This window comes from Rhodovulum viride, from assembly GCF_003265965.1.
In the GTDB taxonomy this organism is placed as follows: Bacteria; Pseudomonadota; Alphaproteobacteria; order Rhodobacterales; family Rhodobacteraceae; genus Rhodovulum; species Rhodovulum kholense.
On sequence record NZ_MUAV01000001.1, the window covers coordinates 189,786 to 216,581 of the forward strand.

Annotated in this window: 20 protein-coding genes; 13 read left to right on the forward strand and 7 right to left on the reverse strand. The window is 69.1% G+C overall.

The window, feature by feature from the left end; all coding sequences use genetic code 11:
- The first annotated feature begins 104 nt into the window (after window positions 1–104).
- Genes BYZ73_RS23970 through BYZ73_RS00885 form a run of 4 tightly spaced genes read left to right on the forward strand, consistent with a single transcriptional unit; the run spans window position 105 to window position 4,052 of the window.
- Window positions 105–239, forward strand: a complete 135-nt coding sequence (locus BYZ73_RS23970; RefSeq protein ID WP_281269456.1) for a hypothetical protein — start codon at window positions 105–107, stop codon at window positions 237–239.
- Window positions 229–1,758, forward strand: a complete 1,530-nt coding sequence (locus BYZ73_RS00875; protein WP_112314533.1) for a hypothetical protein — start codon at window positions 229–231, stop codon at window positions 1,756–1,758. The genes BYZ73_RS23970 and BYZ73_RS00875 overlap by 11 nt, the downstream gene beginning before the upstream one ends.
- Window positions 1,755–2,690, forward strand: a complete 936-nt coding sequence (locus BYZ73_RS00880; RefSeq protein ID WP_112314534.1) for a site-specific tyrosine recombinase XerD — start codon at window positions 1,755–1,757, stop codon at window positions 2,688–2,690. Before BYZ73_RS00875 ends, BYZ73_RS00880 begins: the two co-directional genes overlap by 4 nt.
- Window positions 2,691–2,744: 54 nt before the next feature.
- The gene (locus tag BYZ73_RS00885) at window positions 2,745–4,052 is read left to right on the forward strand and encodes an HlyC/CorC family transporter (protein WP_112314535.1); all 1,308 of its coding nucleotides are present in this window, start codon (window positions 2,745–2,747) and stop codon (window positions 4,050–4,052) included.
- Between the two features lie 137 nt (window positions 4,053–4,189).
- On the opposite strand, the gene BYZ73_RS00890 is transcribed toward BYZ73_RS00885, so the two are convergent.
- Window positions 4,190–5,689, reverse strand: a complete 1,500-nt coding sequence (locus tag BYZ73_RS00890; RefSeq protein ID WP_112314536.1) for a helicase HerA-like domain-containing protein — start codon at window positions 5,687–5,689, stop codon at window positions 4,190–4,192.
- 398 nt (window positions 5,690–6,087) lie between these two features.
- Between BYZ73_RS00890 and BYZ73_RS00895 the strand changes: the two genes are divergently transcribed.
- Entirely contained in the window at window positions 6,088–6,714 is a 627-nt protein-coding gene (locus BYZ73_RS00895) for an invasion associated locus B family protein (RefSeq protein WP_108023486.1), read from the forward strand.
- A 91-nt stretch (window positions 6,715–6,805) separates the two neighbouring features.
- On the opposite strand, the gene BYZ73_RS00900 is transcribed toward BYZ73_RS00895, so the two are convergent.
- The 4 genes from BYZ73_RS00900 to BYZ73_RS00915 form a co-directional block, all read right to left on the reverse strand.
- Window positions 6,806–8,014 (reverse strand): beta-ketoacyl-[acyl-carrier-protein] synthase family protein, encoded by a 1,209-nt coding sequence (locus BYZ73_RS00900; RefSeq protein WP_112314537.1) that lies wholly within the window; start codon window positions 8,012–8,014, stop codon window positions 6,806–6,808.
- Window positions 8,011–8,277 carry an acyl carrier protein gene (locus tag BYZ73_RS00905; RefSeq protein ID WP_075786013.1) on the reverse strand — a complete coding sequence of 89 codons (267 nt, stop codon included), beginning with the start codon at window positions 8,275–8,277 and terminating at the stop codon, window positions 8,011–8,013. The genes BYZ73_RS00900 and BYZ73_RS00905 overlap by 4 nt, the downstream gene beginning before the upstream one ends.
- 33 nt (window positions 8,278–8,310) lie before the next feature.
- Entirely contained in the window at window positions 8,311–9,402 is a 1,092-nt protein-coding gene (gene lpxD, locus BYZ73_RS00910) for a UDP-3-O-(3-hydroxymyristoyl)glucosamine N-acyltransferase (protein ID WP_108023490.1), read from the reverse strand.
- Window positions 9,403–9,468: 66 nt separating this feature from the next.
- Window positions 9,469–11,073, reverse strand: coding sequence for a L,D-transpeptidase family protein (locus BYZ73_RS00915; protein WP_112314538.1), 1,605 nt, complete (start codon window positions 11,071–11,073; stop codon window positions 9,469–9,471).
- A 328-nt stretch (window positions 11,074–11,401) separates the two neighbouring features.
- Here BYZ73_RS00915 and mepK point away from each other — a divergent pair, with 328 nt between their 5' ends.
- The 6 genes from mepK to BYZ73_RS00945 all read left to right on the forward strand — a co-directional run bounded on the left by mepK (window position 11,402) and on the right by BYZ73_RS00945 (window position 18,779).
- Window positions 11,402–11,968: a peptidoglycan L,D-endopeptidase MepK gene (mepK, locus tag BYZ73_RS00920; protein ID WP_108023494.1), complete on the forward strand. Its 567-nt coding sequence runs from the start codon at window positions 11,402–11,404 to the stop codon at window positions 11,966–11,968.
- A gap of 510 nt (window positions 11,969–12,478) precedes the next feature.
- On the forward strand, window positions 12,479–13,696 hold the full coding sequence (locus BYZ73_RS00925; protein WP_112314611.1) for an NAD-dependent epimerase/dehydratase family protein: 1,218 nt from the start codon (window positions 12,479–12,481) through the stop codon (window positions 13,694–13,696).
- A complete protein-coding gene (locus tag BYZ73_RS00930; protein ID WP_112314539.1) occupies window positions 13,693–14,535 on the forward strand; it encodes a glycosyltransferase in 843 nt (280 codons plus the stop codon). Before BYZ73_RS00925 ends, BYZ73_RS00930 begins: the two co-directional genes overlap by 4 nt.
- A complete protein-coding gene (locus BYZ73_RS00935; RefSeq protein ID WP_112314540.1) occupies window positions 14,532–15,407 on the forward strand; it encodes an NAD-dependent epimerase/dehydratase family protein in 876 nt (291 codons plus the stop codon). The genes BYZ73_RS00930 and BYZ73_RS00935 overlap by 4 nt, the downstream gene beginning before the upstream one ends.
- Before the next feature lie 143 nt (window positions 15,408–15,550).
- Window positions 15,551–16,276, forward strand: coding sequence for a SpoIIAA family protein (locus BYZ73_RS00940; RefSeq protein ID WP_112314541.1), 726 nt, complete (start codon window positions 15,551–15,553; stop codon window positions 16,274–16,276).
- 175 nt (window positions 16,277–16,451) lie between these two features.
- Window positions 16,452–18,779 carry an AAA family ATPase gene (locus BYZ73_RS00945; protein WP_112314542.1) on the forward strand — a complete coding sequence of 776 codons (2,328 nt, stop codon included), beginning with the start codon at window positions 16,452–16,454 and terminating at the stop codon, window positions 18,777–18,779.
- 36 nt (window positions 18,780–18,815) lie between these two features.
- Here BYZ73_RS00945 and BYZ73_RS00950 read toward each other — a convergent pair whose 3' ends face one another.
- Both BYZ73_RS00950 and BYZ73_RS00955 read right to left on the reverse strand, forming a co-directional pair.
- Window positions 18,816–19,895: a TAXI family TRAP transporter solute-binding subunit gene (locus BYZ73_RS00950; RefSeq protein ID WP_112314543.1), complete on the reverse strand. Its 1,080-nt coding sequence runs from the start codon at window positions 19,893–19,895 to the stop codon at window positions 18,816–18,818.
- A gap of 32 nt (window positions 19,896–19,927) precedes the next feature.
- Entirely contained in the window at window positions 19,928–21,736 is a 1,809-nt protein-coding gene (locus BYZ73_RS00955; RefSeq protein WP_112314544.1) for a coiled-coil domain-containing protein, read from the reverse strand.
- A 292-nt stretch (window positions 21,737–22,028) separates the two neighbouring features.
- On the opposite strand from BYZ73_RS00955, the gene BYZ73_RS00960 reads away from it, so the two are divergent.
- Both BYZ73_RS00960 and BYZ73_RS00965 read left to right on the forward strand, forming a co-directional pair.
- Window positions 22,029–24,641 (forward strand): putative bifunctional diguanylate cyclase/phosphodiesterase, encoded by a 2,613-nt coding sequence (locus BYZ73_RS00960; RefSeq protein ID WP_112314545.1) that lies wholly within the window; start codon window positions 22,029–22,031, stop codon window positions 24,639–24,641.
- Window positions 24,642–24,738: 97 nt separating this feature from the next.
- Entirely contained in the window at window positions 24,739–26,625 is a 1,887-nt protein-coding gene (locus BYZ73_RS00965; RefSeq protein ID WP_146746244.1) for a hypothetical protein, read from the forward strand.
- The last annotated feature ends 171 nt before the right edge of the window (window positions 26,626–26,796 follow it).

A 26,796-nucleotide genomic window follows, 5' to 3' on the forward strand; every position in this document is an offset into this window, starting at 1 on the left:
CGTCGCAGATTTCTGCCCCTGAATGGCGTGAACTCCGGAGGAATGCCAGTTATAATCGGGCAAAGGCGGGAAACGCGCGAGCAGACCAAAAAAGGCAGACCGGCATGGTGCGACTACTCAAGGCACTGGTTTTCATCATTTTTATCGCATTCGTCGGGCTGGTGGGCTTCGCCTATCTGGGCGACATGGACCCCGAACAGCAGACGGTGACGCAAAGCCTCACCCTCGATGTCGACTAGGGCGCCGACACTTATCCTGCTGGCCGCGGCGCTGGCGGCGGGCGCGCCCGTATGGGCCGAGCGTCCACTTTCGGCCATCGACTGGCTGTCGGATTCGGTGGCGGCCCCCGGCCCCCGAAAGCCCCCGGCGACGATCAGCCCGGTGCCCGGCGCCGAGCCCATCACCGTGGTGCCGCTGGGCACGACCGTGATCGACGCGGTCGGGCTTTTGCCCGCGCAGGTCACCGGGTTGCCCCGCGATCTCTGGGGGCCGGGCGAGACCCAGACCATCGCGCGCGCGATCCGGGCCGAGCGTGTCGATACCCTTCCCGCGGTGCAGGAGCTGCTGGTCACGCTGCTGCTGGCCGAGCTCGATCCGCCAACGGGCGGCGGGGCCGACGGGCAGCTTTTGCTGGCGCGGCTCGACAAGCTGCTGGATCTGGGCGCGCTCGATCAGGCGCAGGCGCTGGTCGAACGCGCCGGGCCGACCGCGCCTTCGCTGTTCCGGCGCTGGTTCGACATCTCGCTTCTGACCGGGCAGGAGGACCGCGCCTGTTCGGCGATGCGCGCCAATCCCGGCATCGCGCCGACCTTTCCGGTGCGGATCTTCTGTCTTGCGCGGGGCGGCGACTGGAACGCGGCCGCGCTGACGCTGGAAACCGGGCTGGCGCTTGGCTTCGTCAAGCCCGAGGAGGACGCGCTTCTGGCCCGGTTCCTCGACCCGGCGCTGGCCGAAGAGGGCGACGCGCTGCCGCTGCCGACCCGGCCCTCGCCGCTGATCTTCCGGATGCGCGAGGCGATCGGCGAGCCGCTGTCCACGACCACCCTGCCTGTCGCCTTCGCGCGCGCCGACATGCGTTCGACCGCCGGCTGGAAGGCCCGGATCGAGGCGGCCGAGCGGCTGGCCCGGACCGGCGCGCTGGCCCCGAACGAGCTTCTGGGGGTCTGGACCGAACGCAAGCCCGCGGCCTCGGGCGGGCTTTGGGACCGGGTCGCGGCGTTGCAGGCCTTCGATCTCGCGCTCCTGTCGGGCGGCCCCGAGGCGGTGACAGATACCCTCGACCCGGCCTGGACGGCGATGGTCTCGGCCGAGCTGGAGGTGCCCTTCGCCCAGCTGTACGGGCCCCGCCTGGCGCGGATGAAGCTTGGCGGTCCGGCCGGGGCGCTGGCCTTCCGGATCGGGCTTCTGAGCGACGAATACGAAGACATTGCCCGAAGCCGCGAGCCGCAGACCAACGAAGAGGCGTTTCTGGTCGGCATCGCGCGGGGCGATCTGCAAGGCCTGCCGCCGCTCGGATCGCTTGCCGCGGCGCTGCAGGACGGGTTCGACCAGCCCGCGCTGGGGTCAGGCCCGTCGCGGCTGATCGAGGAAAAGCGGCTGGGCGAGGCGATCCTTGCCGCCATAGACCTCGTGACCGATGGCGCGCAGGGCGACATTCTGGATGTGACGCGGGGGCTTGGACTTTTGCGGCAGCTGGGGCTGGAGGATGTGGCGCGGCAATCGGCGCTGCAGCTGATGCTTCTGGAGCGGCGCGGATGACCCCCGATGCCGCGCGCTGGATCTCGGCCTTTCTCGAGGCCAAGGCGGCCGAACAGGACGCGACCGCCAATACCCAGCTGGCCTATGGCCGCGACCTGAAGGATTTCGCGGGCTTTCTGGACCGGCGCGGCGGCGCCTTCGAAACCGCCACTGAGGCCGAGATCACCGCCTATCTGATCGCCTGCGAAGCCGAGGGGCTGGCCGCGACGACGCGGGCGCGGCGGCTGTCGGCGATCAAGCAGCTTTACCGCTTTGCCTATGAAGAGGGCTGGCGGTCCGACAATCCGGCGCTGCAGATCCGCGGGCCCGGCCGGGCGCGGCGATTGCCGAAGACGCTGAGCCCGGACGAGGTCGAGCGGCTGATCGAGGCCGCGGGCCGCACCCCGCACGATGCCACGCGCAATGCCTGCCTGATGGAGGTGCTGTACGCGACGGGCATGCGGGTCAGCGAGCTGGTGACGCTGCCGGTGGCGGGGGCGCGGGGCGATCCGCGGATGTTGCTGGTGCGCGGCAAGGGCGGCAAGGAACGTATGGTGCCGCTGACCCCGGGGGCGCGCACCGCGCTGGCCGCCTGGATCGCCGAGCGCGACGCCGCCGAAGAGGCGGCCCGGGCCAAGGGCCTGCCCGCCAGCCGGTATCTCTTTCCCGGGCGCGGTAAGGCGGGCCATCTGACGCGGCACCGCTTTTACGTGCTGATCAAGGAGCTTTCCGTCGCGGGCGGCATCGATCCGGCCAAGGTCACGCCGCACACGCTGCGCCATGCCTTCGCCACCCATCTGCTGGCAGGCGGCGCCGATCTTCGGGCGATCCAGACGCTTCTGGGCCATGCCGATGTCTCGACGACCGAGATTTACACCCATGTTCTGGAAGACCGGCTGCGCGATCTGGTTCTGGAGCATCACCCGCTGGCGCGCGACTCCGGACCGTCTTGATCGCGGGCCGCCCTGCCCCCATAACCAGACGGACAGTCCCGAACAGAGAGACCCATGGACAGCCCCGCCACGGTCGCCGACGCGGCCCTTTTCATTTCCAGCGCCGCCATAATCGGGCTGCTGCTGCTGTCGGCCTTCTTTTCCGGATCGGAGACCGCCCTCACCGCCGCCTCGCGCGGCAAGCTTCGCGCCCGGGCCGACAAGGGCGAACGCGGCGCCGAGACCGCACTGACCATCACCGAAGACAATGAGCGCCTGATCGGCTCGGTGCTGCTGGGCAACAACTTCGTCAACATCCTCGCGACCTCGCTGGCGACCACGCTGTTCACCCGGCTTTTCGGCGATTCCGGCGTGGCGCTGGCGACGCTGGTGATGACGCTGGTGGTGCTGGTCTTCGCCGAGGTGCTGCCCAAGACCTATGCCATCACCAATCCCGAACTTGCCGCCTCGCGGGTCTCGCCGCTGATCCGGCCGATCATCCTGATCCTGTCGCCGGTGGTCAGTGCCGTTCGCGCGCTGGTGCGCCAGATCCTGGCGCTGTTCGGGGTCCGGGCCGATCCCGACAGCCAGATCATGGCGGTCCGGGACGAAATCGCGGGCGCGCTGCAGCTGGGCCATTCCGAAGGCGTGGTCGAGAAGGAGGATCGCGACCGCATCCTCGGCGCGCTCGATCTGAGCGAGCGCACGGTCGAGGAGATCATGCTGCACCGGTCCCAGATCGAGGTGATCGATGCCGACCTGCCGCCCGAGACGATCCTGATGACCTGTCTGGAAAGCTCGCATACGCGGCTGCCGATCTACAAGGACGACCCCGAGAACATCGTGGGCGTGATCCATGCCAAGGACCTTCTGCGCGCGGTCGAGCGGCTGGTGCGCGGGCCGGACGGATCGCCCGAGAAAATCTCGGAGCTTCGGGTGCTGGATGTGGCGCGCAAGCCCTATTTCGTGCCCGACACCACGACGCTTGACGACCAGATGCGCGAATTCCTGCGCCGCCATACCCATTTCGCGATGGTGGTCGACGAATATGGCGCGCTGCGCGGGTTGATCACGCTGGAGGATATCCTCGAGGAGATCGTCGGCGAGATCACCGACGAGTTCGACATCGACAGCGAGCGCCCGCTGCGCCGGACCGAGGACGGGGCGATCCTGGTCGACGGCGCGATGACGATCCGCGACCTGAACCGGGCGATGGACTGGAGCCTGCCCGACGAGGAGGCCAACACCATCGCCGGGCTGGTCATTCACGAGGCCCAGTCGATCCCGACCCCGGGGCAGGTCTTTTCGTTCCACGGCTTCCGGTTCGAGGTGCTGCAGCGGCAGGCCAACCGGATCACCCGGCTGAAGATCCGGCCGCTCTGAGAGTGCTGACCGGGCGGCTCCCGCCCCCGGCCTGCACGGCGCCTGCGGCGCCGCTGGTCCGGCCTTGGGCCGGGCCGCGCCCAGGGGCGCGGCGCCTCCGGCGGGGGTATTTTTCCCAAGAAGAAACGGGGGGCGCGTCACCGCCTGCGGAAGAGCCCGCCGAGAAGGCCGCGCACCAGGCGGCGTCCGGTCGGGCCGGACAGCTCGTCGATCAGGGCCTGACCGAGGGCCGCGCCGAGGCTTTCTGCGCGGGGACCGTCGCGCGGGACAGACCGGGCCGGGGAATGCGGGCCGGAATAGCGGCGGGCGGAGGGAGCCTCGGGCGGCGCGGCGATTTCTTCGGTCCGTGCGGCCAGCATCTCGGCGGCCGAGGCGCGGTCGAGCGGGGTGTCGTAGCGGCCCGCGAGCGGCGAGGCCGCGATCAGGGCCGCGCGTGCCTCGGGGTCGAGGGGGCCGAGCTGCGAGGCGGGCGGGCGGATCAGGGTGCGCTGGGCGGGACCGGGAGCCCCCTTGGCGTCGAGCATCGAGGTGACCGCCTCGCCGGTCCCGACCTCGCGGATCGCGGTTGCGATGTCGAGCCCGGGATTGTCGCGATAGGTCTCGGCGGCGCGGGCCAGCGCGCGGCGGTCGCGTTCGGTGAAGGCGCGCAGCGCGTGCTGTACCCGGTTGCCGAGCTGGCCCAGCACATCCTCGGGCAGATCGTCCGGGGACTGGGTGACGAAATAGACGCCCACGCCTTTCGAGCGGATCAGCCGGGCCACCTGTTCGATCCGGTCGACCAGCGCCTTCGGGGCGTCGTCGAACAGAAGATGCGCCTCGTCGAAGAACATCACCAGTCGGGGTTTTTCGGGGTCGCCGATTTCGGGCAGGGTTTCGAAGAGTTCCGACAGGAGGAATAGCAGCAGCGTGGCGTACACCCGGGGAGCGGTCATCAGCGCCTCGGCGGCGAGGATGTTTATGCGCCCGCGCCCGTCGGGGGCAGCGAGCAGCAGATCGGAAAGCTGCAAGGCCGGTTCGCCGAAGAGATGCGCGCCGCCCTGGCTTTCGAGCACCAGAAGCCGCCGCTGGATCGCGCCCACCGAGGCCGCCGAGACATGACCGTAGCGCAGCGACAGCGTCTCGGCCCGGGCGCCGACCCAGGACAGAAGCGCGCGCAGATCCTCGAGATCGACGACCGGCAGCGCCTCGTCATCGGCGACGCGGAAGGCCAGGGTCAGCACGCCCTCCTGAACCTCGTTCAGTTCGAGCAGCCGGGACAGCAGCAAGGGGCCGAGCTCGGCCACGGTGGTGCGCAGCGGATGGCCCTGGCGGCCGAAGACATCCCAGAAGGTCACCGGGAAGGCCCTGTAGCCGTAATCGCCGAGGCCGATCCGGGCGGCCCGGGCGACGAAGGCGTCATGCAGGCGGAAGGCCGGGCTTCCGGCCGCGCCGAGGCCCGAGAGATCGCCCTTGACGTCGGCAAGAAGCACGGGCACCCCGGCGGCGGAAAACCCTTCGGCCAGGATCTGCAGGGTGACGGTCTTTCCGGTCCCGGTCGCCCCGGCGATCAGCCCGTGCCGGTTGGCCTTGTCGAGCCGCAACATCTGCGGATCGGCATGGTCCGTCCCGGCGCCACCCAGAAAGATATCGCCCGGCATTTGTAATTCTCCGCAAATTTTAGGCCGATTTGACAATACTTATTTAACTTTTGACTGTCAGGCTTCTTTCTATCCCGCTTTCCGGGCTTCCGCTCGGGCGGGTCTTCCTCCCTGATGGACTGGCCGCATCTTCGCGATGCGGCCTTTTTTTGATCTCCCTGAGGTTGAATCGCGGACTTTCTTTGCATGTTGACGCGTTCCGGCAAACTCCGTAGCTTCCTTTCATCAAAAAGGTCGGCCCGTCCGACAGGGAGCAAGAACACGGGGAAAAGGGTCGCGACGCGGCCCTTTTTCCATTCGTGGCGAAGCGTTGCCGGCGCCCCAGATTGCCCCCTGACAGCCGTGCGCGGCTGGTGTAGACCGGCACCGACGAGCATCCAAGAAAGGCAGGCACGACGATGCGAGAGTTTTTCGGCCCCCTGGGACTGGCCATGCTGACCGCGCTGGCGGCACCGGCCCTGGCGCAGGACGCCCCGACCCAGCCCGAATCCAGCGGAACCCCGGCCCAGGTCGACAGCACGCCGGCCGAGCAATTGCCGATGGGCCAGGCCGAGGCGCCCAAGGCGCCGCAAGCCTTCGTCAAGGAAACCTACAAGGACTGGCGCGTTGTCTGCGTCAAGGCGGACGAGCGGGAATCCTGCAACATGCAGCAATTGCTGCGCGACGCTGAAAACAATGCGGTGGCCCAGGTCTCGGTCGCGCCGATGCCGCCCGCGGCCGCGCCGCGCGTCGCGGCGGTCGAGATCGCGACCCCGCTGGAAACCCTGCTGTCCGAGGATCTGCTGGTGCAGATCGATACGAGCCAGGCCAAGCGCTATCGGTTTTCCTTCTGTACGCCGCAGGCCTGCGTCGCGCGCTTTGCCCTGTCGGCCGAAGATCTTGCGGCGTTCAAGGGCGGCAAGGAGGCCAAGGTCGTGATCGTTCCGCTGGTCGCGCCCGACCAGAAGGCCAATATCACCATGTCTCTGGCGGGCTTCACCGCGGCCTTCGACGACGCGCTGTCGACGATGTCGGGCCAGAACTGACCCACACCGGCCAGGACCCAAAACAGAAACGCCGCCCCGAAGGGCGGCGTTTTGCTTTGGTCCGGACCTGTGTCGCCCCGCGCGGGTGGCGTCAAACCTTGCGCAGGGCCAGCACGGCGTTGAGACCGCCGAAGGCGAAGGCGTTCGACAGCACCACATCGACCTCGGCCTCGCGCGCCTCGTTCGGCACGACATCGAGCGCGCATTCCGGGTCGGGCTCTTCATAGCCCACGGTCGGCGGAATGACTCCCTCTCGGAGCGCCATGATGCAGGCCAGAAGCTCGACCGCGCCGGTGCCGCCGATCAGGTGGCCATGCATCGACTTGGTCGAGGAAATCATCAGCCGGTCGGCATGGGCGCCGAAGACATCGGCCACCGCCGCACATTCGGTCTTGTCATTGGCCGCCGTGCCGGTGCCATGGGCATTGATATAGCCCACATCGCCGGGCGCGAGCCGCGCGTCGCGCAGCGCCCCGGCAATCGCCCGGGCCGCGCCCTGGCGCGAGGGCATCACGATGTCGGAGGCGTCCGAAGTCATGGCGAAGCCGATAACCTCGGCGAGGATCTCGGCGCCGCGGGCGCGCGCATGCTCGTATTCCTCGAAGACGAAGACCGCCGCGCCCTCACCCTGCACCATGCCGTTGCGGTTGGCGCTGAACGGGCGGCAGGCGTCCCGCGACATGACCCTGAGGCCTTCCCAGGCCTTGATGCCGCCAAAGCACAGCATCGATTCAGACCCGCCGGTGACCATCACCCGGGACATGCCCGACCGGATCATCTGGAAGGCCTGACCCATCGCGTGGTTCGACGAGGCGCAGGCGGTGGCCACGGTAAAGCTCGGCCCCTTCAGGTTATAGGCCATCGAGACGTGGCTGGCGGCCGCGTTGTTCATCAGCTTGGGCACGACGAAGGGATGGACGCGGTTCTTGCCCTCTTCGTAGACCGACCGGTAATTCTCGTCGAGCGTGTTCATGCCACCGCCCGAGGTGCCCAGCACGACCCCCGCCTCTTCCGACAGCTCGTCGGAAAAGGTCAGCCCCGCCTGCCCCACCGCCTGACGCGCGGCCAGCAGGGTGAACTGGGTGAACCGGTCGTAAAGCGCGATCTGCTGGCGGTTGAAATGCGCCTCGGGGTCATAGCCCCGGACCTGGCCGCCGATCCGGATCGACAGCCGGTCGAGGTCCTGAATGTCGATTTCCCCGATGCCGCAGCGGCCCTCGCGGAAGGCCGCCAGCGTCTCGGGCACCGAATGGCCAAGCGCGTTGATCGTGCCCTGGCCGGTAATGACGACGCGCTTCATGCGTGCTTTTCGGCGACCAGGCTTTCGACGGCCGTCACGATGGCCGCCACCGAGGAAATGTCGAATTCGCTTTCGGTGGGTTCGTTGGCGTTGAAGGGCACCTGGATATCGAAGGCTTCCTCGATCGCGAAGATCGATTCGACCAGGCCGAGGCTGTCGATCCCCAGATCTTCCAGCGTCGACTCCATCTTCACGTCCGAAGGCTCCAGCACCGCCTGCTCGGCGATGATCTCGATGACCTTGTCCTTGACGTTCTCAGACATGAAAAGCCTTTCTGCCCCTGAATCAGCGTCGGTTTAGTCTCTCTGGGCGAGCTTTGAAACCGCTTTTTGCAGCTCTGCGACCTGCGCGAAAAGACGCGGCAACCGGCGCAGGCCCTTGTAGGCCTCGATATGGGTTTCCATCCGCATCGCGGGGTAGCCCAGCAGCACCCGTCCGGCCGGTGCGTTCGAAAAGATCTTGGTCGCCCCGCCCGCGATCACGTCGTCACCGACGAAGATGTTGTCGTTGACGCCGACCTGTCCGGCCAGCACCACGCGGTTGCCGATCCGGGCCGATCCGGCGACGCCGACCAGCCCGCACAGCAGGCAGTCCTCGCCGATCTGGCAGTTGTGGCCGATCTGCACGAGGTTGTCGATCTTGGTGCCCGACCCGACCTGCGTGTCGCGGATGGTGCCGCGGTCGATGGTCGAATTGGCGCCCAGCTCGACATCGTCGCCGATGGTGACCGATCCAAGCGAATGAATGCGGGTATAATGCTGCTGGCGCGACGCCCCGGCATCGCCCAGCGTCTCGCGCACCGCCTCGACTGCCGATTTCTCGGGCGTGACGAAGGAAAACCCGTCGCCGCCGACGGTGGCGCCGGGCTGGGCGATGAAACGGTCGCCGATCTTCACCCGGGCGCAGATGCGCACGCCGTACATCAGAAGCGCGTCATCGCCGATCCGGACATCCTCGGCCACCACCGCATGCGCCGCGATCCGGGCATTGGCCCCGATCTGCGCCCGCGCGCCGATCACCGCATAAGGCCCGATCGCGGCCCCTGCCCCGATCATCGCAGTCGGATCGACGACCGCCGTCGGATGGATGCCCGGCGCGATCTCGGGGCCGGGGTCCATCATCCGGGTCAGCCCGGCCATCGCAAGCCGCGGGCGCGGCGCGAAGATCGCGGCCTTCAGCCCCATTGCCCGCCAGTCGGCCCCCGCCCAGAGCAGCGCCGCCTGGGCACCGCCCTCGGCCAGACCGCCCGCATATTTGGGGTCCATCGCCAGCGCCAGATCCTGCGCCCGTGCCGTCGCCGGTTCCGCCGCGCCGGTCACCCTGACGTCGAGATCGCCCTCGGCGGGGGCGCCGAGGGCGGTTGCGATCTCCTGGATCGTGAAGCTCATGATAGTCTCCTGCCCGTTGGCCGGAGCGCCCCTCGCGGGCCGCCCCTGCCTGTTCTGGCCGGAGATCTAGCCCTGAACCTCGGGCAGCGCCACCCCGGCGGCCTGCAGCGCGTCGAAAATGGCGGCATCGCGCCCGTAGACATCGCGGCGGTACTGCATCCGGCCCTTGGGCTCGCCCATCGCGGTGCGGTAGATCAGGTGCACCGGCAGCGGGTGTTCCAGATCGACGCGGGTTTCCCGGCCGCTGTTCAGCTTGGCCGCGAAGAACCCCTTGGGATCGTCGGTCTGGGTCGCGAGCAGCGCATAGGCGAAGTCGTAGGGGTCGCCGAGCCGGATGCAGCCATGGCTGAAGGCCCGGGTCTCGCGGTTGAAGAGCGACTTCGAGGGCGTGTCGTGCAGATAGATGTTGTAGGGGTTCGGGAACATGAACTTCACCCGCCCCAGCGCATTGCCGTTCGAGGGCGGCTGCTTGAGGTCGAAGGGGAAGTTCGAGGCGGTATACTGGGTGAAATCGACCGCCGCGCGGGTGACCACGCGCCCGGCCCCGTCGACCAGCATCAGATGGCCCGCGGCATTGGGATTGTTCTTGAACTGCGGCAGGTATTCCTTGACCGCGATCGAGCGCGGCACGTTCCAGGTCGGGTTGACCACCATGTGATCCATCACGTCCGAGAATTCGGGCGTGCGGCGATCATGCGCGTTCTGGCCGACGACTGACCGGGTCTCGAACACGACCTCGCCCTTGTCGACGATCCGGGCATGGAAATCGGCGATGTTGACCAGCACGTGCTTGTCGCCGCGCACGTCGCCAAGCCAGCGTTCGCGCTCCATCGCGACGAGGACCGACCGCAGCCGACGTTCCGGCGGCACGTCGAGCTCCTGCACGGTGCTGGGCCCGGCGATGCCATCGGCGCTGAGACCGTGGTCGAACTGGAACGCCTGCACCGCCTTCTGCAGCGTCGCGTCATAGGTCTGGGTCGCGGTGCGCGGCAGATAGCCCATCGCGATCAGCCGGTTCCTGAGCGCGATCACGCGCGGGCCGGACTGGCCGGGCTCGATCTTGCCGCCGCCGCCGACCTCGGGGCCCCAGCCGCCTTCGGCGATCAGCCGTTCCAGGCGGATCTTCTCGCGCATCAGCCGGGCGTATTCCGGGCTTTGCGGCGATAGCCCCCGCAGATAGGCCAGCGGCGAGGGCGCCGTGGCCAGCCCCTCGATCAGCGCCGCGGGCGCGGGCCGGTCGACCTTGCGCTTGATCTCGGACAGCACGGCCCCGGGCGTCAGCACGCCCCGGCTGGCGTCATGGGCATAGTCCAGATACATCCGCATCGCCGCGACCTCGGCGCGGCCGATGGCGCGCTGGGTCCGGGCCTCGCGGAAGGTTTCGACCAGGCGGGCGGGATCGTAGCGCGCGGCCGGCAGGCCCTGTTCGGAGGCTTCGCCCAGCACTGTCAGAAGCGCGCTGCGCCGGGCCGCGGCATCGGCCGAGGTCCAGAACGGGGCATAGTCCCGGTCCCGATAAAACGCGGCAATGGCATCGTTTTGCACCGCAGCCGCGGCCACCGCCTGTTTGAAAGCTGTCAGTTCCGTCTCGGCATGGGCCGGGGCCGCAAGCCCGAAGCAGGCGGCGACGAGACCGGCAAAGGCGGCCCCGCGGAGGTGGGACAAAGGCATTAAGTCATTCCCGTTCAGATAGTTCCAGTCGCGCGAACGGAACCAACAATCGGTCAATTGCCGCCCGCTGTCCACTGCTATTAGACACCGTTGCGTCAACGTCCGGTTAACCGTGGCGGTTCCGCCCCATCGGAGCGAAATGGCCGAGAACGCTCGCAAAGTGAGCAAGATCTTGCCGTTTTTGGGTATCTCGGGCGGCCCCGGCGAATCCAATCTTGGCCCGGTCTCCGAGTTGTGAGATAGGGTGGCAGGGCGCCGGAGACGGGCTCGATCAAAAAAAACGCCGCGAAAACGCGGCATTGGATCGACTGGGGCAGGCGGAGAAAACATGACGACACCCAAATACTGCTTGACGCGCCGTGGCGTGCTGGCGGCGTTCGCGGCGACGACCGTGGCGGCAGCACCCACCTATTCGAACGCCTTCGGGCTGATCCGAGGTGCCGGCGATGTCCGACGCGTCCGGATGTATTCCGGCCGGACCGGCGAAAACATCGACACGGTCTACTGGATCGACGGCGAGTACATCGGCGAGGTCGTGAAGGAGATCAACCATTTCATGCGCGACTGGCGCACGGATTCGGCGATCTCGATGGACCTGCGCAATCTCGACATCCTCGCGGCCGCGCACAGCCTGATGGACGTTCACGAACCCTACATGCTGCTGTCGGGCTATCGTACCCCCGAGACCAACGCGATGCTGCGCTCGCGCTCGTCGGGCGTGGCCAAGAATTCGCTGCACATGAAGGGTCAGGCCGCCGATATCCGGCTGAAAAGCCGGTCGGTCGACCAGATCGCGCGCGCCGCCAGCGCCTGCCATGCGGGCGGCGTCGGGCGCTATTCGCGCTCGGACTTCGTGCACATGGATTGCGGTCCGGTGCGCAGCTGGGGCCGCTGAGGCCTCGCAGGGCATGACCTGTCGGACTACGGGCGCCCGATCCGGACGCCCGGGACGAGGATGCGGCCAGTACGGCCGCCGGATGCGGTTCGGGCGTTCCGCAATCCGGGCGATGCACCAGAAGGGTGCCCCTTTCGCCCCAAGGGCTATGCTTGCCGACCCGGCCATCGCGCCCGTCCCTGTCCTTCCCAACGCTGTCCCGGCCCGGCCGGTTCTGTCTCAACGCAGACCGCCCCGTCCGGTTCCCGAGTCGTCCCGCCGTCCCCGATCCGGTCCCCGGGCGGACCGCGGCCCGGTCGCCGACCGCCCCGGTCGGCCTCCGGTCCGGGGGCGAGGCAGAGGGTCGCAGCCCGGCGCCGGGTGGAAAAGCCGTTCCATATGTGATGTCTATGGAGCAGCGGTGGGCGCTGACACAAAAGTTTCAAATGACTTTCACCTTGCCGGTCCGCTAACGGACGGCGCGTTGGCGGCCTGGCGCCGCCGGTATTCTGATCCCGAAAGGAGATGTCGATGAAGATTGCGGTTCTTGGCGGCGATGGGTTCTGCGGCTGGCCGACCTCGCTGCACCTGTCCAACCTCGGTCACGAGATTCACATCATCGACAACCTCAGCCGGCGCTGGATCGACACCGAGCTGGGCGTGCAGTCGCTGACGCCGATGGACTCGATCCAGGAACGCTGCCGGATCTGGAAGGAAGTCTCGGGCGAGAAGATCCATTTCCACCTGATCGACCTCGCCAAGGAATATTACCGGCTGCGCGACTGGCTGTCGGAAAACCGCCCCGATGCGGTGATCCATTTCGCCGAACAGCGCGCCGCGCCCTATTCGATGATCTCGGACCGTCACAAGATCTACACCGTCGACAACAACATCAACGCCACCCATAACCTGCTGGTGGCGATGGTCGAGACCGGGCTTGACGCGCATCTGGTGCACCTGGGCACAATGGGCGTCTATGGCTATTCGACGGTCGGCGCGCCGATCCCCGAGGGCTATCTGGATGTCTCGATCGACACGCCCGATGGGTCCAAGGGCATGGAGATCCTCTATCCGACCCGGCCCGGCTCGGTCTATCACATGACCAAGTCGCTCGATCAGATCCTGTTCCAGTTCTACGCCCAGAACGACGGCGTTCGGGTCACCGACCTGCATCAGGGCATCGTCTGGGGCACCAATACCGACCAGACCCGGCGTCACCCGCAGCTGGTCAACCGGTTCGATTATGACGGCGATTACGGCACGGTGCTTAACCGCTTCCTGGCCCAGGCCGCCATCGGCTATCCGCTGACCGTGCATGGCACCGGCGGGCAGACCCGCGCCTTCATCCACATCCAGGACACCGTGCGCTGCATCGAGCTGGCGCTGAAGGACGCGCCCGCCAAGGGCGACCGGGTGAAGATCTTCAACCAGATGACTGAAACCCACCGGGTCCGCGATCTGGCCGAGCTGGTGGCCAAGATGACCGGCGCCAGGATCGCCTACCTGCCGAACCCCCGCAAGGAAGCCGCCGAGAACGAGCTGATCGTGAAGAACGACAACTTCCTCGGCCTCGGGCTCGACCCGATCACCCTGCAGGAGGGCCTTCTGGAAGAGGTCGTCGAGATCGCGAAGAAATTCGCCCACCGGGTCGACCGCAAGCGCGTGCCCTGCGTCTCGGCCTGGACCCGCGATCTGGCCAGCCGGGTCGAGCGTGATCCGGAAGGCAAGCGGCTGAAATCGGTCTCGTGAGCGACGGTCTGAGGCCCGCACGCGGCGCAGGGGCACGGCATGCCTATGTGACGCTGGTCACCAACGCGGATTTCGCGTTGGGGGCCAGGGCTCTGATACGCTCGCTGAAACGGACGGACGGACGGGCCTCGGATATCTGCGTGCTGCATACCGGCGGCGTGGCCGAGGCGGATCTGGCGCCGCTGGCCGATCTGGGCGCGCGGCTGGTCGAAACCGACCTGCTGCCGACCTCGGACGCCTTCAACGCCGCCCATGCCCGCGACAAGCTGCACCGGGACGCGCCCTTCACCAAGGGCACCAAGCCCGCCTTTCACACGCCGCTCGACAATTTCTGCAAACTCCGGCTCTGGCAGCTCGATTACGAGCGGGTGATCTTTCTCGATGCCGATACACTGGTGCTGCAACCGATCGACCGGCTGTTCGACTATCCCGAGCTGTGCGCCGCGCCGAATGTCTATGAAAGCCTGGCCGATTTCCGGCGGATGAATTCGGGCGTCTTCACCGCCCGGCCCCACGCCCAGACCTTCGAGAAGATGCTTCCGCTTCTCGACGCTCCCGGTGCGTTCTGGCGACGAACCGACCAGACCTTCCTGCAACACGCCTTCCCCGACTGGCACGGGCTGCCGGTCTTCGACAACATGCTGCAATATGTCTGGTTCACCCTGCCAGAGCTCTGGTCCTGGCCAGACATCCGCGTGCTGCATTTCCAGTATGAAAAACCCTGGCAGGACCACGACAAGGCCGACCGCCTCAAACCGCTGATCGATCTCTGGCGCGCCCATGCGGATGGCAGCGAGATCCCCGACACCACCGCCCTGCCCGGACCCGCCGCCTCATGACCCTGGCCGTCACCGGCGCCACCGGCCTTGTCGGGCGCTTCTTTGTCGAAGAGGCACTGGCCCGGGGCGAGCCTGTCACGATCCTCGGCCGCACGCCGCCGCCGCCGGGCTTCTTCTCGGCCCCGACCGGGTTTCGGCCCTACGCGCTGGGCGACCGCCCCGACCTCTCGGGTCTCGACGCGCTCGTTCATTGCGCCTTTTCCCATCTGCCCGGCCGCTATCGGGGCGGCGAGGGCAGCGATCCGGCGGGCTTCACCGCCGCCAATCTCGGCGGCTCGATCACGCTTTTCGAGGCGGCGCGCGCGGCCGGGCTCAGCCACATCGTCTTTCTCTCAAGCCGCGCCGTCTATGGCCGTTACCCGCCCGGCACCGCGCTGACCGAAACGCTGACGCCCTATCCCGACACGCTGTATGGCGAAGTGAAGGCCCGCGCCGAAACCGCGCTCCTGTCGCTTGCCACCGACAGCTTCGCCCCGGTCGCCCTGCGCGCCACCGGCGTCTACGGCCCCGCGGGCCCCGGCCGCGCCCATAAATGGCAGACGCTCTTCGACGATTTCCGCCAGGGCCACCCCATCGCGCCCCGCCGCAGTACCGAGGTCCATGGCACCGACCTTGCCGCCGCCGCCCGGCTCTTGCGCAACGCGGGCGCGCGCGGGGTCTTCAACGTCTCGGACATCCTGCTCGACCGCCACGACCTGCTGGCGCTGCTCGCCGAGGCCGAGGGCATCCCCCATCCGCTGCCGCCCCGCTCGGACGCGGCCGTCAGCGCCATGCGCTGCGACCGCCTCGCGGCCTTCGGCTGGACGCCCGGCGGGCTCGCCCGGCTCAAGGCAACCATCCCGGCGCTTTGCCGCCCCTGTCCGGCCGACTGATCCCCCAGACCCGGCCCGCCTCTTCTTCTTGGCAAAAATACCCATGACACGGTCGGCCATCCCGCCCCGCCGCCCGGGGATGGACCCCCGGGGCTGCGTCCCTACATATTCCTTAAACCGTCATCAGTGAGGATTTCCGAACCATGATCGACATTACCGAAGAAACCGCCGAAGGCCTTCTCGAGATCCGGGCGACCGGACGCGTCACCGAACAGGATTACGAAACCGTCCTGATCCCCGCCGTCACCCGGGCGCGGGACTGGGGCGTGCCGGTGCGGCTTCTCTACCAGATCGGCCCCGATTTCGACGGCTATTCCCCCGGCGCGCTGCTGGCCGATGCCCGGCTGGGGCTGAGACAATGGCGCGGCTTCGAGAAGATCGCCGTCGTCACCGACAATGACAAGATCGAGGCCGGGGTCCGGATGTTCGGCTTTACCCTGCCCTGCCCGGTCCGCACCTTCGATCTCGACAAGCGCGACGAGGCGCGGATCTGGCTGCGCGAATCCCTCGGGGCGCTGCATATCGAGGAAATCGGCGAGGACGCGCTCGAGGTGCAGCTGATCGGCCGGCTCGACAGTGCCTCCTACAAGGCCCGCACCCCCGATCTCGACGCCTATGGCGCGGCCCATGAGCGCTATCGCCTTATGGTGGACCTGCGCCGCTTCGAGGGCTGGCAGGGTCCCGCGGCCGTGGGCGAGCATCTGGGCCTGATCCGCCATCACCGCCGCCAGCCCTACCGGATCGCGGTGGTCGGCGACAAGTCGTGGATGAAGCTTGCGGAAACCGTGCTGCCGATGGTGCTGGACGCCAAGACAAAGTATTTCGACGAGGACGACTATCCCGCCGCCCGGGCCTGGCTGCTGGCCTGACCGGCCCATCCCTCGCGCCCCCCGGCCCGCTGCCGGAGGGCGCTTCGCCGCCCTTGCCGGTCCGGCGCCGCTCCCCCCCTTTGCCCAATCGCCGCACCGCCTGCGCGCGGGACTCGACCTGACAGGCGCGTTCACGCATTATCGGAAAGGTGGTAAGAGGGATACGGCATCACCCATGTACGATGCATTCTTCGGGCTGGCGCACCGACCGTTCGGGGTCGCGCCATGCGAGGGGTCCGTGCATTGGACCGACCCGCACTGGCATGATTTCGAGCGCCTCCGGCTGGCGCTGATCGACGGCGCGCCGCTGGCGCTGGTGCTGGGCGATACCGGCACCGGCAAGACCACCTTCTTGCGCGCGCTGCTGCGCGACGAGACGCTGGCCGACATCTTCCGCCCGGCCTTCCAGACCAACCCCACCGGCGACGGTCCTGCGCTCCTGCGCTGGATCCTCTCGGCCTTCGGCGCCGAGGCGGGCGCGGCCGATCTCGATACGCTGCTGGCCCGGGTCGAAACCGTGCTGGCCGACATCCGCGCCGCCGGGCGACTGCCGCTTCTGGCCATCGACGAGGCCCAGGGTCTCTCGGAGGCCGGGCTTGAGATGCTCGACCGGGTGGCGCATCCCGACCGGGGCCACGGCGCGGCGTTTCAGGTGGTGTTGGCCGGACTGCCCGATCTCGAACCGCACCTGTCCCAGACCCGCCCGTCCTTCCTGAGCCTCGCCGAGGACAGCGTGGTCCGGCTGAAACCGATGACCGCGGCCGAGACCGCCGATTATATCCGCACCCGGATCGCGGCGGCCGGCGGTTCCGCCGAGACGCTGCTGGATGCCGATGCCATGGCGCTGATCCATGGCCAGGCCCAGGGCGTCCCGCGCCTGGTCAACGTGCTGTGCGACCGCTGCCTGAACGCAGCCTTCGCCGCGCGCCAGCCCCGGCCCGACGCGGCGCTGGTGCGCAGCGTGCTGGCAGACTGGACCGACCCGTCCGGCGCCGACAGCTGCGTCTTCGAGACGCCCGATGCGGGCGGGCCGCAGGCGATCCCCCGTCCCGCGTCCCGCCCCGCGTCCCGTCCCGCGCCCCATGCCGCCCGCCCGGCGGGCCCCGCGCCGACGCCGACCGGGGCTTACCCCGACGCGTCCCCTGACGCGGCTTTCGCGGATCGGCCCGGCCCCGTGCCCGAGGCCGGTCCCATGCCCGAGACGACCGCGGCAAGCCCGCCAAGCCTGCCCGACACGATCCAGTTTCATCTCCCGTCCGACCCCGCACCGTTCCCGGCAGCACCGGCCGCGCCGATGAGGGACCGGATCTCGGAGGAGCCGTCCCCCGCCCCCCTCGCCGCACCGCCCGCCGCAGGCCCGGTCGCCCCGGCCAGCAGGCGCGGCCGGGGGGGACGTGCCATCGCCGCCCTTGCCGGGGCCGGGATCGGCCTTGCTGCAAGCCTGGGCGCGCTGGCGCTTCTGACCGGTCCGGCGCGCGATCCGGTCGCGGAGCCCGGCACCGCCGAACCGCGACTGGCCGCGTCGGGTCAGGGTGCGGGCATCGGACCCGACGGCGCCCTTGCGCCTCTGTCCGACCGGCTGACCGAGGCCCGCGCCGCCGCCGGGGCCGCCGATGCCGAGGCCCGCGCGGCCTCGCGGCGGCTCGACGATACCCGGGCCCGGCTCGCGGCCGCCGAGAGCCGCCTTGCCGCGACCCGGACCGAGCTTGACACCATCGAAGCGCGGCTTCGGGCCGCCAGTGCCGAGGCCGGCACGGCCGAGATCCGCCGCGACACCGCCCGGTCCGAGGCCGCGCGCGCCGAAGCCGGTCTGGCCGGGCTGCGCGACCGGATCGCCGAGGCCGAGCTGCGGCTTGCCGCACTGACCCGGCGGATCGGCGAAACCGGGGCCGCGCCGCTGATCGGCCTGTCGGCCACCGCCGCCACGCGTCCGGCCGCGAAGCCCCCGGCCGTGACGCTGGCCGCCGCAGCCGTTCCGCCCGTCACGCTGCACGCCGCCCCGCCCGATCCGCGCGCCGCACAGCGCCTCTATCGGCAGGCTCTGGCCAGCACCGACCTGCTCGACATCGCCATCGCCTATTCCCGCGCCGCGGTGAACGGTCAGGCGCGCGCGGCCTATTATCTGGGCCAGATCTACGAGGTCGGCGACGGCGTGGCCCGCGACCTCGGCACGGCGCGGCAATGGTACATGACGGCCTCGGTCGAGGTCGCGGCCGCCCGGGTGCGGCTGGCCGACCTGCCCGAGCGTCCGGCCGATCCGGACCGCGCCCAGGCCTGGCCGCTGGCCTCGGCCCTGTCCGAGGGCGTGGCCGAACTGGTCTGGCAGGGAAGCGGGCCCTTCGTCGTCGAACTGGCGCCCGAGCCGGGGCCGCCCTCGGCGGTCTTCGCAACGCCGCTGACCGCCGCCCGGATCGCCCTGCCCTCCCGGCCCGCGCTGGCCTGGTGGCGGGTGCGGGCGGGCACCGCCGCCCCGACCGAATGGCAGCCGCTGGCCCCCGAATAGCCCTTTCCCGGATGCAGGGGCCGCGAAGGCAGGGCCTCAGCAGCCCCCGATGGCGTCGCAGATCCGGCGGCGATAGGTCGCGTTCGCGGCACTCATCGCCGGTTCGGCCGCAGGGGCCGTGTTGCGCGTGCAGGGCAGCGTGAATTCCGGATCGAGCCCCATGTTCACGCAGGCCCCGACCTCCCAGCCGGGCGGAATGTCGGTCAAATCGACCTGCGTCCATTTCGGATGGCCGGTCTCTTTCAGCTCGGCGAACTTCGCCAGCACCAGATGCGAGATGCTGCGCACCGCATCGCAGCTGGCGCGGTGATAGCCGTTCTTGCCGATCTGGTATTCATAGGTCATCAACACCGCCTTGACCGCCACCGCCTCGACCGGGTCGCTCTGGAAGGGATAGGTGTCGGCGGCGATGGTGGCGGGCGTATAGACCGCCTGCAGCACCGGATCGGTCAGCGCCAGCAGATGGAACCGGTCGGCCGAGATCCCGGGGTTCTGGAACAGCTTGGTGGGCGCGCCCGCCACATAGAAGAAGGCGTCGATCTCGCCCGCCAGCAACTGGCGCAGCGACTCGTCGGGGCCGATGGTCACGCGCTCGGCCGCGACCTCGGTCAGGTCGAGCACCAGCGTCGCGGTGACATAGGTGCCGCTGTCCTCGACCCCCACCGCAACCCGCTTGCCCGCCAGATCGGCGAGGCTGCCGATATCGGACCGGGCCAGCAGGTGAACCTCTTCATTGTAAAGCGGAAAGGCGATCCGCACCCCGGCGATGGTCCGGGCGATTTCGGGATCGTTCGAGGCATAGGTCCGCAGGTATTCCAGAACGTCGCTCTGGACGATGCCGAACTGGGTAAAGCTGCGCTGCCGCACGCCGACGAAGTTTTCCAGCGAGCCCGCGCTTTCGCGCACGTTGAGCGTGATGCCGCATTCCCCGGCGATGCGGGCGATGTCGCGGCCGAACTGGATATAGGTGCCGGCCGGTCCGCCGGTCAGGATGTTCTTCTCGAATTGCTGGGCAAAGGCGGGACCGGCGGCAACAAGGCCCGCCAGAGCAAGCGCGGTCAGAACCCCGACGCGCAGGGCGAAAATGGCGCGGCGGGACCGATGGAAAAGGGACATTCTCAAACACTCCTCTGCGCGGGCGGCAGGCGCTAGCACCGGCCGAGACCGCGGATCAGCGAAACGAGCGTCTGGCGGTTGATCCCGCCGAACACGGTGCGAAGCGCGTCGGGCGCGCACATGCCTTCGCCCAGCAGCCGCTCCAGCTCGGTACGTTCGGCCGGGCTGGCCTCCTGCAGGCCCGGGGCCGCAGCCACTGCCCGGGTGACGGCCTCGCTTGAGGGCGCGGGACCCGCGCGATAGGCAGGCCGTGCGCCCGGGGCGGGCGGCGACGGGGCCATGACGGCCGCCGCCTGCACCTCGGCGCTGGATGCGGCTGCGCCGGATTCGGACGCATCCGGAAGCATCCGGCGCGCGGCCTCGATATCGGCGGCAAGCTGGGTCGCGCGGGCCTCGAGCACGGCGACCCGGGCCTCGGCAGCCTGCTCGCGTTCCTCGGCCATCGCCCGCGCCTCTTCGACAAGGGTTGCCGCCCGGGCGCGGCCGTCTGCCATCGCAGTGTCGGCCTCGGACCGGGCCTGATCGCGCATCCGCGTGGCCGCTTCGGTTTCCTGCCGCAGCCGATCGAGCGTCGTGCGCGCTTTGGCGATCTCGGCCTGCAGCGCCTCATTCTCTGCCCCGGACTCGCCGACCCGCTTTGCCATTTCGGCGGCCTCGGCTTCGGCGGCCTGGGCAATCCCGCGTGCCGCCTCGGCCCGGTCGCGCGCCTCGCCCTCGGCCGCCGTCGCCTCGTCAAGCGCGGTCTCGATCCCGGTCAGGCGGCCCTTCGCCTCTTCGGCCCCGGCCTCGGCCTGCCGGCGCGCGGCCTCGGCGGCGTTGGCCGCCGCTGCGGCCTCGCGGGCCGCGGCTTCGGCGGCGGAAAGTTCCGACCGTCTCGCCTCAAGCGCCGCCCCGGCCTCGGCGATCCGGTCTTCGGTCGCGGCGAGTGCCGCCCGGGCCGCCGCCATCCGGTCCTCGATGTCCTTCAGCGCGGCCTTGGCGGCCTCGGTCCCGGCCCGGGCGCTGTCGGCCTTCTGGGACGCGGCCTCGGCTTCGGCAAGCCGGGGGGCCAGATCCTCGATCTTCTGGCGGGTGGCGGCCAGCAGCGCCTCCGCCGCCGCCTGCTCGGCCTCGGCGCGCTCTGCCGCGGCCGTGGCGTCGTCGCGACGGGCGGCCGCGCCTCGATCGTCCTCGGCCAGCGCCGCTTCGGACTCGGCCCTGGACGCCGCCGCCGCCTCTGCCTCGGCCCGGGCGGCGGCCGCCGCCTCGCCAAGTTCGGCCGCCTCGCGCCGCGCCGTTTCGGCCTCTGCGCTCAGCCGGTCCAGTTCGGCCCGGGTTTCGGCCGCCTGGCTTTCCGCCGCTTCGGCCGCCGCGGTGGCCGTTTCCGCCCTGGCTTCCAGCGCCTCAAGACCGGCCGCCGCCTCGGCCCGGGCGGTTTCCAGCCCTGCCGTCTCGGCGTCCAGACGGTCGCGCTCGGCCGCGAGATCGGCCAGTGCGGCCCGTGCCGCCGCAACCTCCCTGCTCAGATCGGCCAGCTCGGCCTTCTGTGCATCTGCTGCCGCGAGGCGGTCCTCGATCTCGACCTGACGGGCGGTCATGTCCTCCAGCCGCGCCTCGGCTTCCGCAAGCGCGTTCAGCGCCGTCCGAAGCCGGTCCTGCGTGCCCTCGAGCACCGCCTCGGCCTGGGCGCTTTCTTCGGACAGCGCCGCGATGATGCGCCGGTAGGAGGCCGCCTGCTGCGACAGATCCTGCACGTCCTCAGCGGTCAGTTCAGGGCCGGTCGGCGCCGCCTGCTGGCAGATCCCTCCCGTGCCCGATACGGACAGCACAGCCGCCGTCGCGGCCAGCCAAGCGTAGCGCATCCGTCCCTCGCCTCGTCAAAGCGGTCCCCCCGGACCGGATGACGCAAGTGTGACCTGACCTCTGCGTCAAGGCAAGGGGTGTGCCGGTCCGGTCCGCCGCAACCGCGCCACGCAGCCGGGCGCCTGCGCGGGATCGGTCGAATTTTCGCGGATTTCCGGGGCGACGTTAAGCTTGTGCAAAACCCGCTGCCGCAGGATCGCGGCCGGGAACAAAAGTCGAACCTTTCATGCTGCGCCCCTGCTCTTTCCGCGCCCTCGCGCCCGATCTGCGCCCTGCCGGCGCATCGGTGCCTTGACCGGCTCGCTCTCCGCCGTCCTGGCCGGGGTCGATGTCGGCCGCCGCTTCCTGCTGCTGACCGCGGCAGGGTATCTGACGGCACTGGCTTCGATCGCGGCGGCGCTGTGGCTTGTCGCGGTCCCGGCGCTCCACAAGCTGCATCTGGCCGCGCTCGAAACCCAGGCCCAGACCCGGGCCGGATCGGTGCAGGATACGCTGGACCTGGTGCTGGCCGAAGCCCTGTCGCTGGCCCGCGCGCCTCAGACGGGCGCCTATCTCAGCTCTGACGCGGGGGCCCGGACCACCCGGATGCGCCGCGCGCTCGAGCGGCTGAGCGACGGGGTCACCGCCCAGGTTCTGCTTTTCGACCGCAACGGGACGGTCCGGCTTCGAACCCCGGGGGTGATGGTGCGTCCGGTCTTCGGCCTGGCCGAAACGCGGCAAGGGCTCAGCCAGCTTGCCGCCGGCCGCATCGGCAGCGAACCCCTGATCTCGTACCGCCCCGGCCGCGGTGGCAACAGCGTCGACTCGGCCTTCCTTATGTCGATCCCGGTCTTCGCGGGCGGCCAGCCGCGCGGCATGCTGGTGATCGAAAAGCACCTCGATCTCAGCCGCGTGCTGACCGGCGACGCGGTCTCTGCCAAGACCCGGCTGGCCACCGCCTTTCAGGTCGCGATGTATCCCGACTGGACCGGCCATCGCGACGACCTGATCGCCGCCCCGGTCGCGGGCACCGATTTTTTCGTCGTGATCGAGCGCAATACCCGGCTGACCGGTCGACTTGCGCGTGAGATGGGGCGCGAGGTCGTCCTGTTCACCGGGCTGGCTCTGCTCGTGCCCTTCGTGGCGATGGGGCTCGCCGGCCACCGCTTCATCGTCGCCCCGCACCGGGCGCTGGAACAAAGCCGCCGCGACCTGGCCACCAGCCGGGACGAACTGGCCGAACTGGCGCAGATCGCCCGCATGTCGAGCGACTCGATCGTCGTCTCCGACGCCCAGCGGCGCATCGTCTGGACCAATCCCGCCTTCCTGGCGCTGACCGGCTACACCGCCCGCGAGGTGCTGGGCCGCGATGCCGATGCCCTGCTGCAGGGCCCCGGCACCGACCCGGCGGCTGGCCGGCGTCTGCGCGAGGCCATCGCGCGCAAGGAACCGGTGCGCGCCGAGATCCTGAACTACCGCCGCGACGGCACGCCGTTCTGGGCCCATCTCAGCATCACGCCGATTTTCGACGCCGATGGCCGGGTGATCCGCTTTGCCGCGATCTCGACCGACATCACCCGGCGCAAGACCTATGAAGGCGAGCTTGAACGTGCCCGGCACGAGCTTGAACACCAGGCGCTGCATGACAGCCTTACCGGCCTGCCGAACCGCCGCGCCCTCGAACGCCTGTTCGCCGGGATCGACCCCGAGGGCGACCCGCGCAGCGTGGTCCGCATCGACCTCGATCATTTCAAGAACGTCAACGACACCCACGGCCACGCCGCGGGCGATCACGTCCTGATCCGGGTCGCCGAGATCCTGCGCGAGGGCACGGATCCGGGCGATGTTCCGGCCCGGATCGGCGGCGACGAATTCGTGATCGTGCTGGGACCGGGCCGCGATACCGACGATGCGATGCGCCTGGCGGACCGTCTGCGCAACGAAATCGGCCGCGATATCCCGTACCAGAACAAGACCTGCCGGATCGGCGCCAGTTTCGGCATCTGCGGCACGGGCGACGGGCTGGTCGACATCGGCGCGCTTCTGGTCAGCGCCGACGCCGCGCTTTACGCCTCGAAGGATGACGGGCGCAGCGCGATCACGCTTTACACGCCCGATCTGCACCGCGACGTTCAGGAAAAGCGAAGGCTCGCCGTCGAGATCGAGCGGGCCGTCCTGAACGAGGAATTCCTGCCCTATTTCCAGCCCCAGTTCGACGCCGTCTCGGGCGCGCTTGTCGGGGTCGAGACCCTGGCACGATGGCAGCATCCGGTGCGCGGCATCCTGCCGCCCGCCGCCTTTCTGGGGCTGGCCGCGCAGATGTCGATGATGCCCGAAATCGACCGAATCATCTATCGAAAGGGCCTGCAGGAGGTCGCCGCCATGAACCGCGCGGGCTTCGACATTCCCAAGGTCTCGTTCAACGCGGGCGTCGCGCAGCTGCGCGAAACCGACCTGCCGGGCATCGCGGCGGCCATCGACCTCGGCCCGACGCGGATCGCCGTCGAGATCCTCGAAAGCGTTCTGGTCGAGGAACAGACCGACGAATTCGGGTTTCACGTCGATCTGCTGCGCGACTACGGGTTCGGCATCGAGATCGACGATTTCGGTTCGGGGCATGCCTCGGTGGTGGGGCTGATGCAGCTCGCGCCCGACGTCATGAAGATCGACCAGCGGCTGATCGTGCCCGTCACCCGGACCGAGCGAGCCCGCAGACTGGTGCGCAGCATCGTCGATATCGGTCACACATTCGGCATCGGGGTAACCGCCGAAGGGGTCGAGACCGCCGCCCATGCCGAGATTCTCGCAGCCCTCGGCTGCCACACCCTGCAGGGCTTTCATTTCGCCCGCCCGCTCGCGCCGAAGGATCTGTGCACTCGGCTGAGCGAGGGGCGGATGGGCCCCGGCGCCTCCTCGGTCGCCTGAGCCGGGGTGCATGAAACCGGGTTTCGCTCGGGCTTCAAGGTTTTCGTAACCCATTCGGCGTAGGACCGGGAGTGACTTGATGAGCAGGGAGAATCCCGTGACTGGCTTTGCAAACGAGATGTCCCCGGCGTCGGCGATTCCCGGCCCGGACACCGCGGCCGCGGAGGCGACTGCCACCGTCGAGCCTCAGCCGACCCACCTTCTGACCATGTCCCGCGGCGCGCCCGAGGCCGTGCCCGCCTCTGCGATGCGGGTGCTGCGCGCGATGGGTGTCGAGGCCGTCATGATGCCCGGACAGGGCGTCGGGCTGACCTTCCGGCGCGAAATCCCCAATTTCCTCCGGCTCGATCCCTTCCGCCTGACCGATCTCGCCCCCGCGGAATCGCCGTCCGATCCGGAGGCCGAGGTCGACCTCGTCGAGACGGACATGACGCACGAGGCCGATGCGGACGCCATGGGCGAGGACACGGCCTCGGAAGACATCGGGTCCGAAGCGACCGATGAAACGGGCGAAGACAGCTTGGACCTCGGCGCCGAGGACGTCCCGGCCACCGATCTTGCCGACACCGATCCTGCCGACACCGATCCTGCCGACACCCATCTCGGCGACACCGACCTTTGCGACGCGGGCCTGGCCGAGGCGGATGTTCCGGAATCCGACCTGGAGCTGTCCGAAACCGACGCCGCCGATGCAGATCTGCCCGCCTTCGACGAGGCCGACACGGACGAGACCGGACTCGATATGGCGGCCGGGTCCGATGACGCCGAACCGCTCGGTGTCGATGCGATGACCGGGGATGTGGACGATGGCCTCTCTGACGCGGCCCCGATGGACCTGACCGAGGCCGGGATGCCCGCCGACGACGGGACGGACCCAGAGCTGGACGAGACTGTCGCTTTCGGCAGCGCTGAAACCGTGGCCGAGTCGATGAAATTCGGCGCCGACGAGTTCCATCTCGACGCCCCCGAAGACGACGCGCTCGACACGGCGGGCGAAGACATGCTTCTGGGGGATGAAGGCATGCCTGCGGAGGCGCCCGAAGACCTCGTCTCCGACGAGATGGGTCCAGAAGACACGGGTCCCGAAGGAATGGGCCACGAAGAAATGGCCGAGGCACCGTCCGACGCAGCGTTCGACGCCTGCGGCGAGATGGCCGAAGACGAAGTCCTCGGCGACGAAGGCGACGTTCCGGACCTCGCGGACGAGGCCGCAGAGATCGACGCCCTGACGGATGCCGACCCTGACGACATGGGGGCCACGCTGGACGCCGACAGTGACGAGACCGCGGAAGTCGATGCCGGGATCGAGGCCGAAGCCCGCATCGACGACGACGCCGGGCTCGACCAGATCATGGACCGGCTCGACCTCATCGAATTCATGCTGTGCGGTCAGCGCGACGGCGAGGCCGGTTCCGCCGAATCCGATCCGGGCGAAAGCCTCGGCACGCGGATCTCGCGGATCGAGGCCGGGCTGGCCCGTGTCGAAGCCGAACAGGGCCGTCTCGCCGAAGGGCTCGACCGGGTCGAGGCCGCCGTGTCCCGCATCGAGTCCGCGCTCGAGGGACTCGCCGGTCAGGCAGCCGCGCCTGCCGCGCCCGCTGACGGTGGCGCAACCCTGGGCGACGCGCTCGATGCGGTGGATCAGCGGATCGAGGCCATCGCGGATCGTCTGACCGAGGTGCAATCGTCGCATTCGGGCGAGATCGCCGCCCTGATCGAGCGGATCGAGCGGCTTGCCGAAACCCAGCCCGACGGCAGCGTCAGCGCCGACGACATCGCCGCGCGCGCCATCGAGATCGATGCGCTGTCAAGCCTCGTCACCGCGCTTTCGGAACAACTGATGGCGGGTCAGGGCGGTGGCGAACGGAAGGACGGCCTCGAGGAAGTGCTCGAACGTCTCAACGCCACCCAGGAGAGCATCGCTGCCATGGTCAGCCAGTTGATCGAGGGCACCCCTGCCCCCGAACGCCAGATCAGCGCCTGATTTTCGTCCGGGTCTCCGCGTTTCCCCCCTTGCGTGGCCCCGGACAGACCGGACCCCGGTCCCGATTTCGGGACCGGGGTCCGCCTTGTTTCGCAGGCCTGTTCGAGACCTCGCGCCTGCGACGCTCCGGCGGCGGTCCCGTCTTTGACCACCAGTCCTCCGATTTCGGGC

Bases quoted from the DNA above. Each gene is read 5' to 3' on its own strand.
- BYZ73_RS23970 (WP_281269456.1), top strand. From the start codon at position 105: ATGGTGCGACTACTCAAGGCACTGGTTTTCATCATTTTTATCGCATTC.
- BYZ73_RS00875 (WP_112314533.1), top strand. From the start codon at position 229: ATGTCGACTAGGGCGCCGACACTTATCCTGCTGGCCGCGGCGCTGGCG.
- BYZ73_RS00880 (WP_112314534.1), top strand. From the start codon at position 1,755: ATGACCCCCGATGCCGCGCGCTGGATCTCGGCCTTTCTCGAGGCCAAG.
- BYZ73_RS00885 (WP_112314535.1), top strand. From the start codon at position 2,745: ATGGACAGCCCCGCCACGGTCGCCGACGCGGCCCTTTTCATTTCCAGC.
- BYZ73_RS00890 (WP_112314536.1), bottom strand. From the start codon at position 5,689: ATGCCGGGCGATATCTTTCTGGGTGGCGCCGGGACGGACCATGCCGAT.
- BYZ73_RS00895 (WP_108023486.1), top strand. From the start codon at position 6,088: ATGCGAGAGTTTTTCGGCCCCCTGGGACTGGCCATGCTGACCGCGCTG.
- BYZ73_RS00900 (WP_112314537.1), bottom strand. From the start codon at position 8,014: ATGAAGCGCGTCGTCATTACCGGCCAGGGCACGATCAACGCGCTTGGC.
- BYZ73_RS00905 (WP_075786013.1), bottom strand. From the start codon at position 8,277: ATGTCTGAGAACGTCAAGGACAAGGTCATCGAGATCATCGCCGAGCAG.
- lpxD (WP_108023490.1), bottom strand. From the start codon at position 9,402: ATGAGCTTCACGATCCAGGAGATCGCAACCGCCCTCGGCGCCCCCGCC.
- BYZ73_RS00915 (WP_112314538.1), bottom strand. From the start codon at position 11,073: ATGCCTTTGTCCCACCTCCGCGGGGCCGCCTTTGCCGGTCTCGTCGCC.
- mepK (WP_108023494.1), top strand. From the start codon at position 11,402: ATGACGACACCCAAATACTGCTTGACGCGCCGTGGCGTGCTGGCGGCG.
- BYZ73_RS00925 (WP_112314611.1), top strand. From the start codon at position 12,479: ATGAAGATTGCGGTTCTTGGCGGCGATGGGTTCTGCGGCTGGCCGACC.
- BYZ73_RS00935 (WP_112314540.1), top strand. From the start codon at position 14,532: ATGACCCTGGCCGTCACCGGCGCCACCGGCCTTGTCGGGCGCTTCTTT.
- BYZ73_RS00940 (WP_112314541.1), top strand. From the start codon at position 15,551: ATGATCGACATTACCGAAGAAACCGCCGAAGGCCTTCTCGAGATCCGG.
- BYZ73_RS00945 (WP_112314542.1), top strand. From the start codon at position 16,452: ATGTACGATGCATTCTTCGGGCTGGCGCACCGACCGTTCGGGGTCGCG.
- BYZ73_RS00950 (WP_112314543.1), bottom strand. From the start codon at position 19,895: ATGTCCCTTTTCCATCGGTCCCGCCGCGCCATTTTCGCCCTGCGCGTC.
- BYZ73_RS00955 (WP_112314544.1), bottom strand. From the start codon at position 21,736: ATGCGCTACGCTTGGCTGGCCGCGACGGCGGCTGTGCTGTCCGTATCG.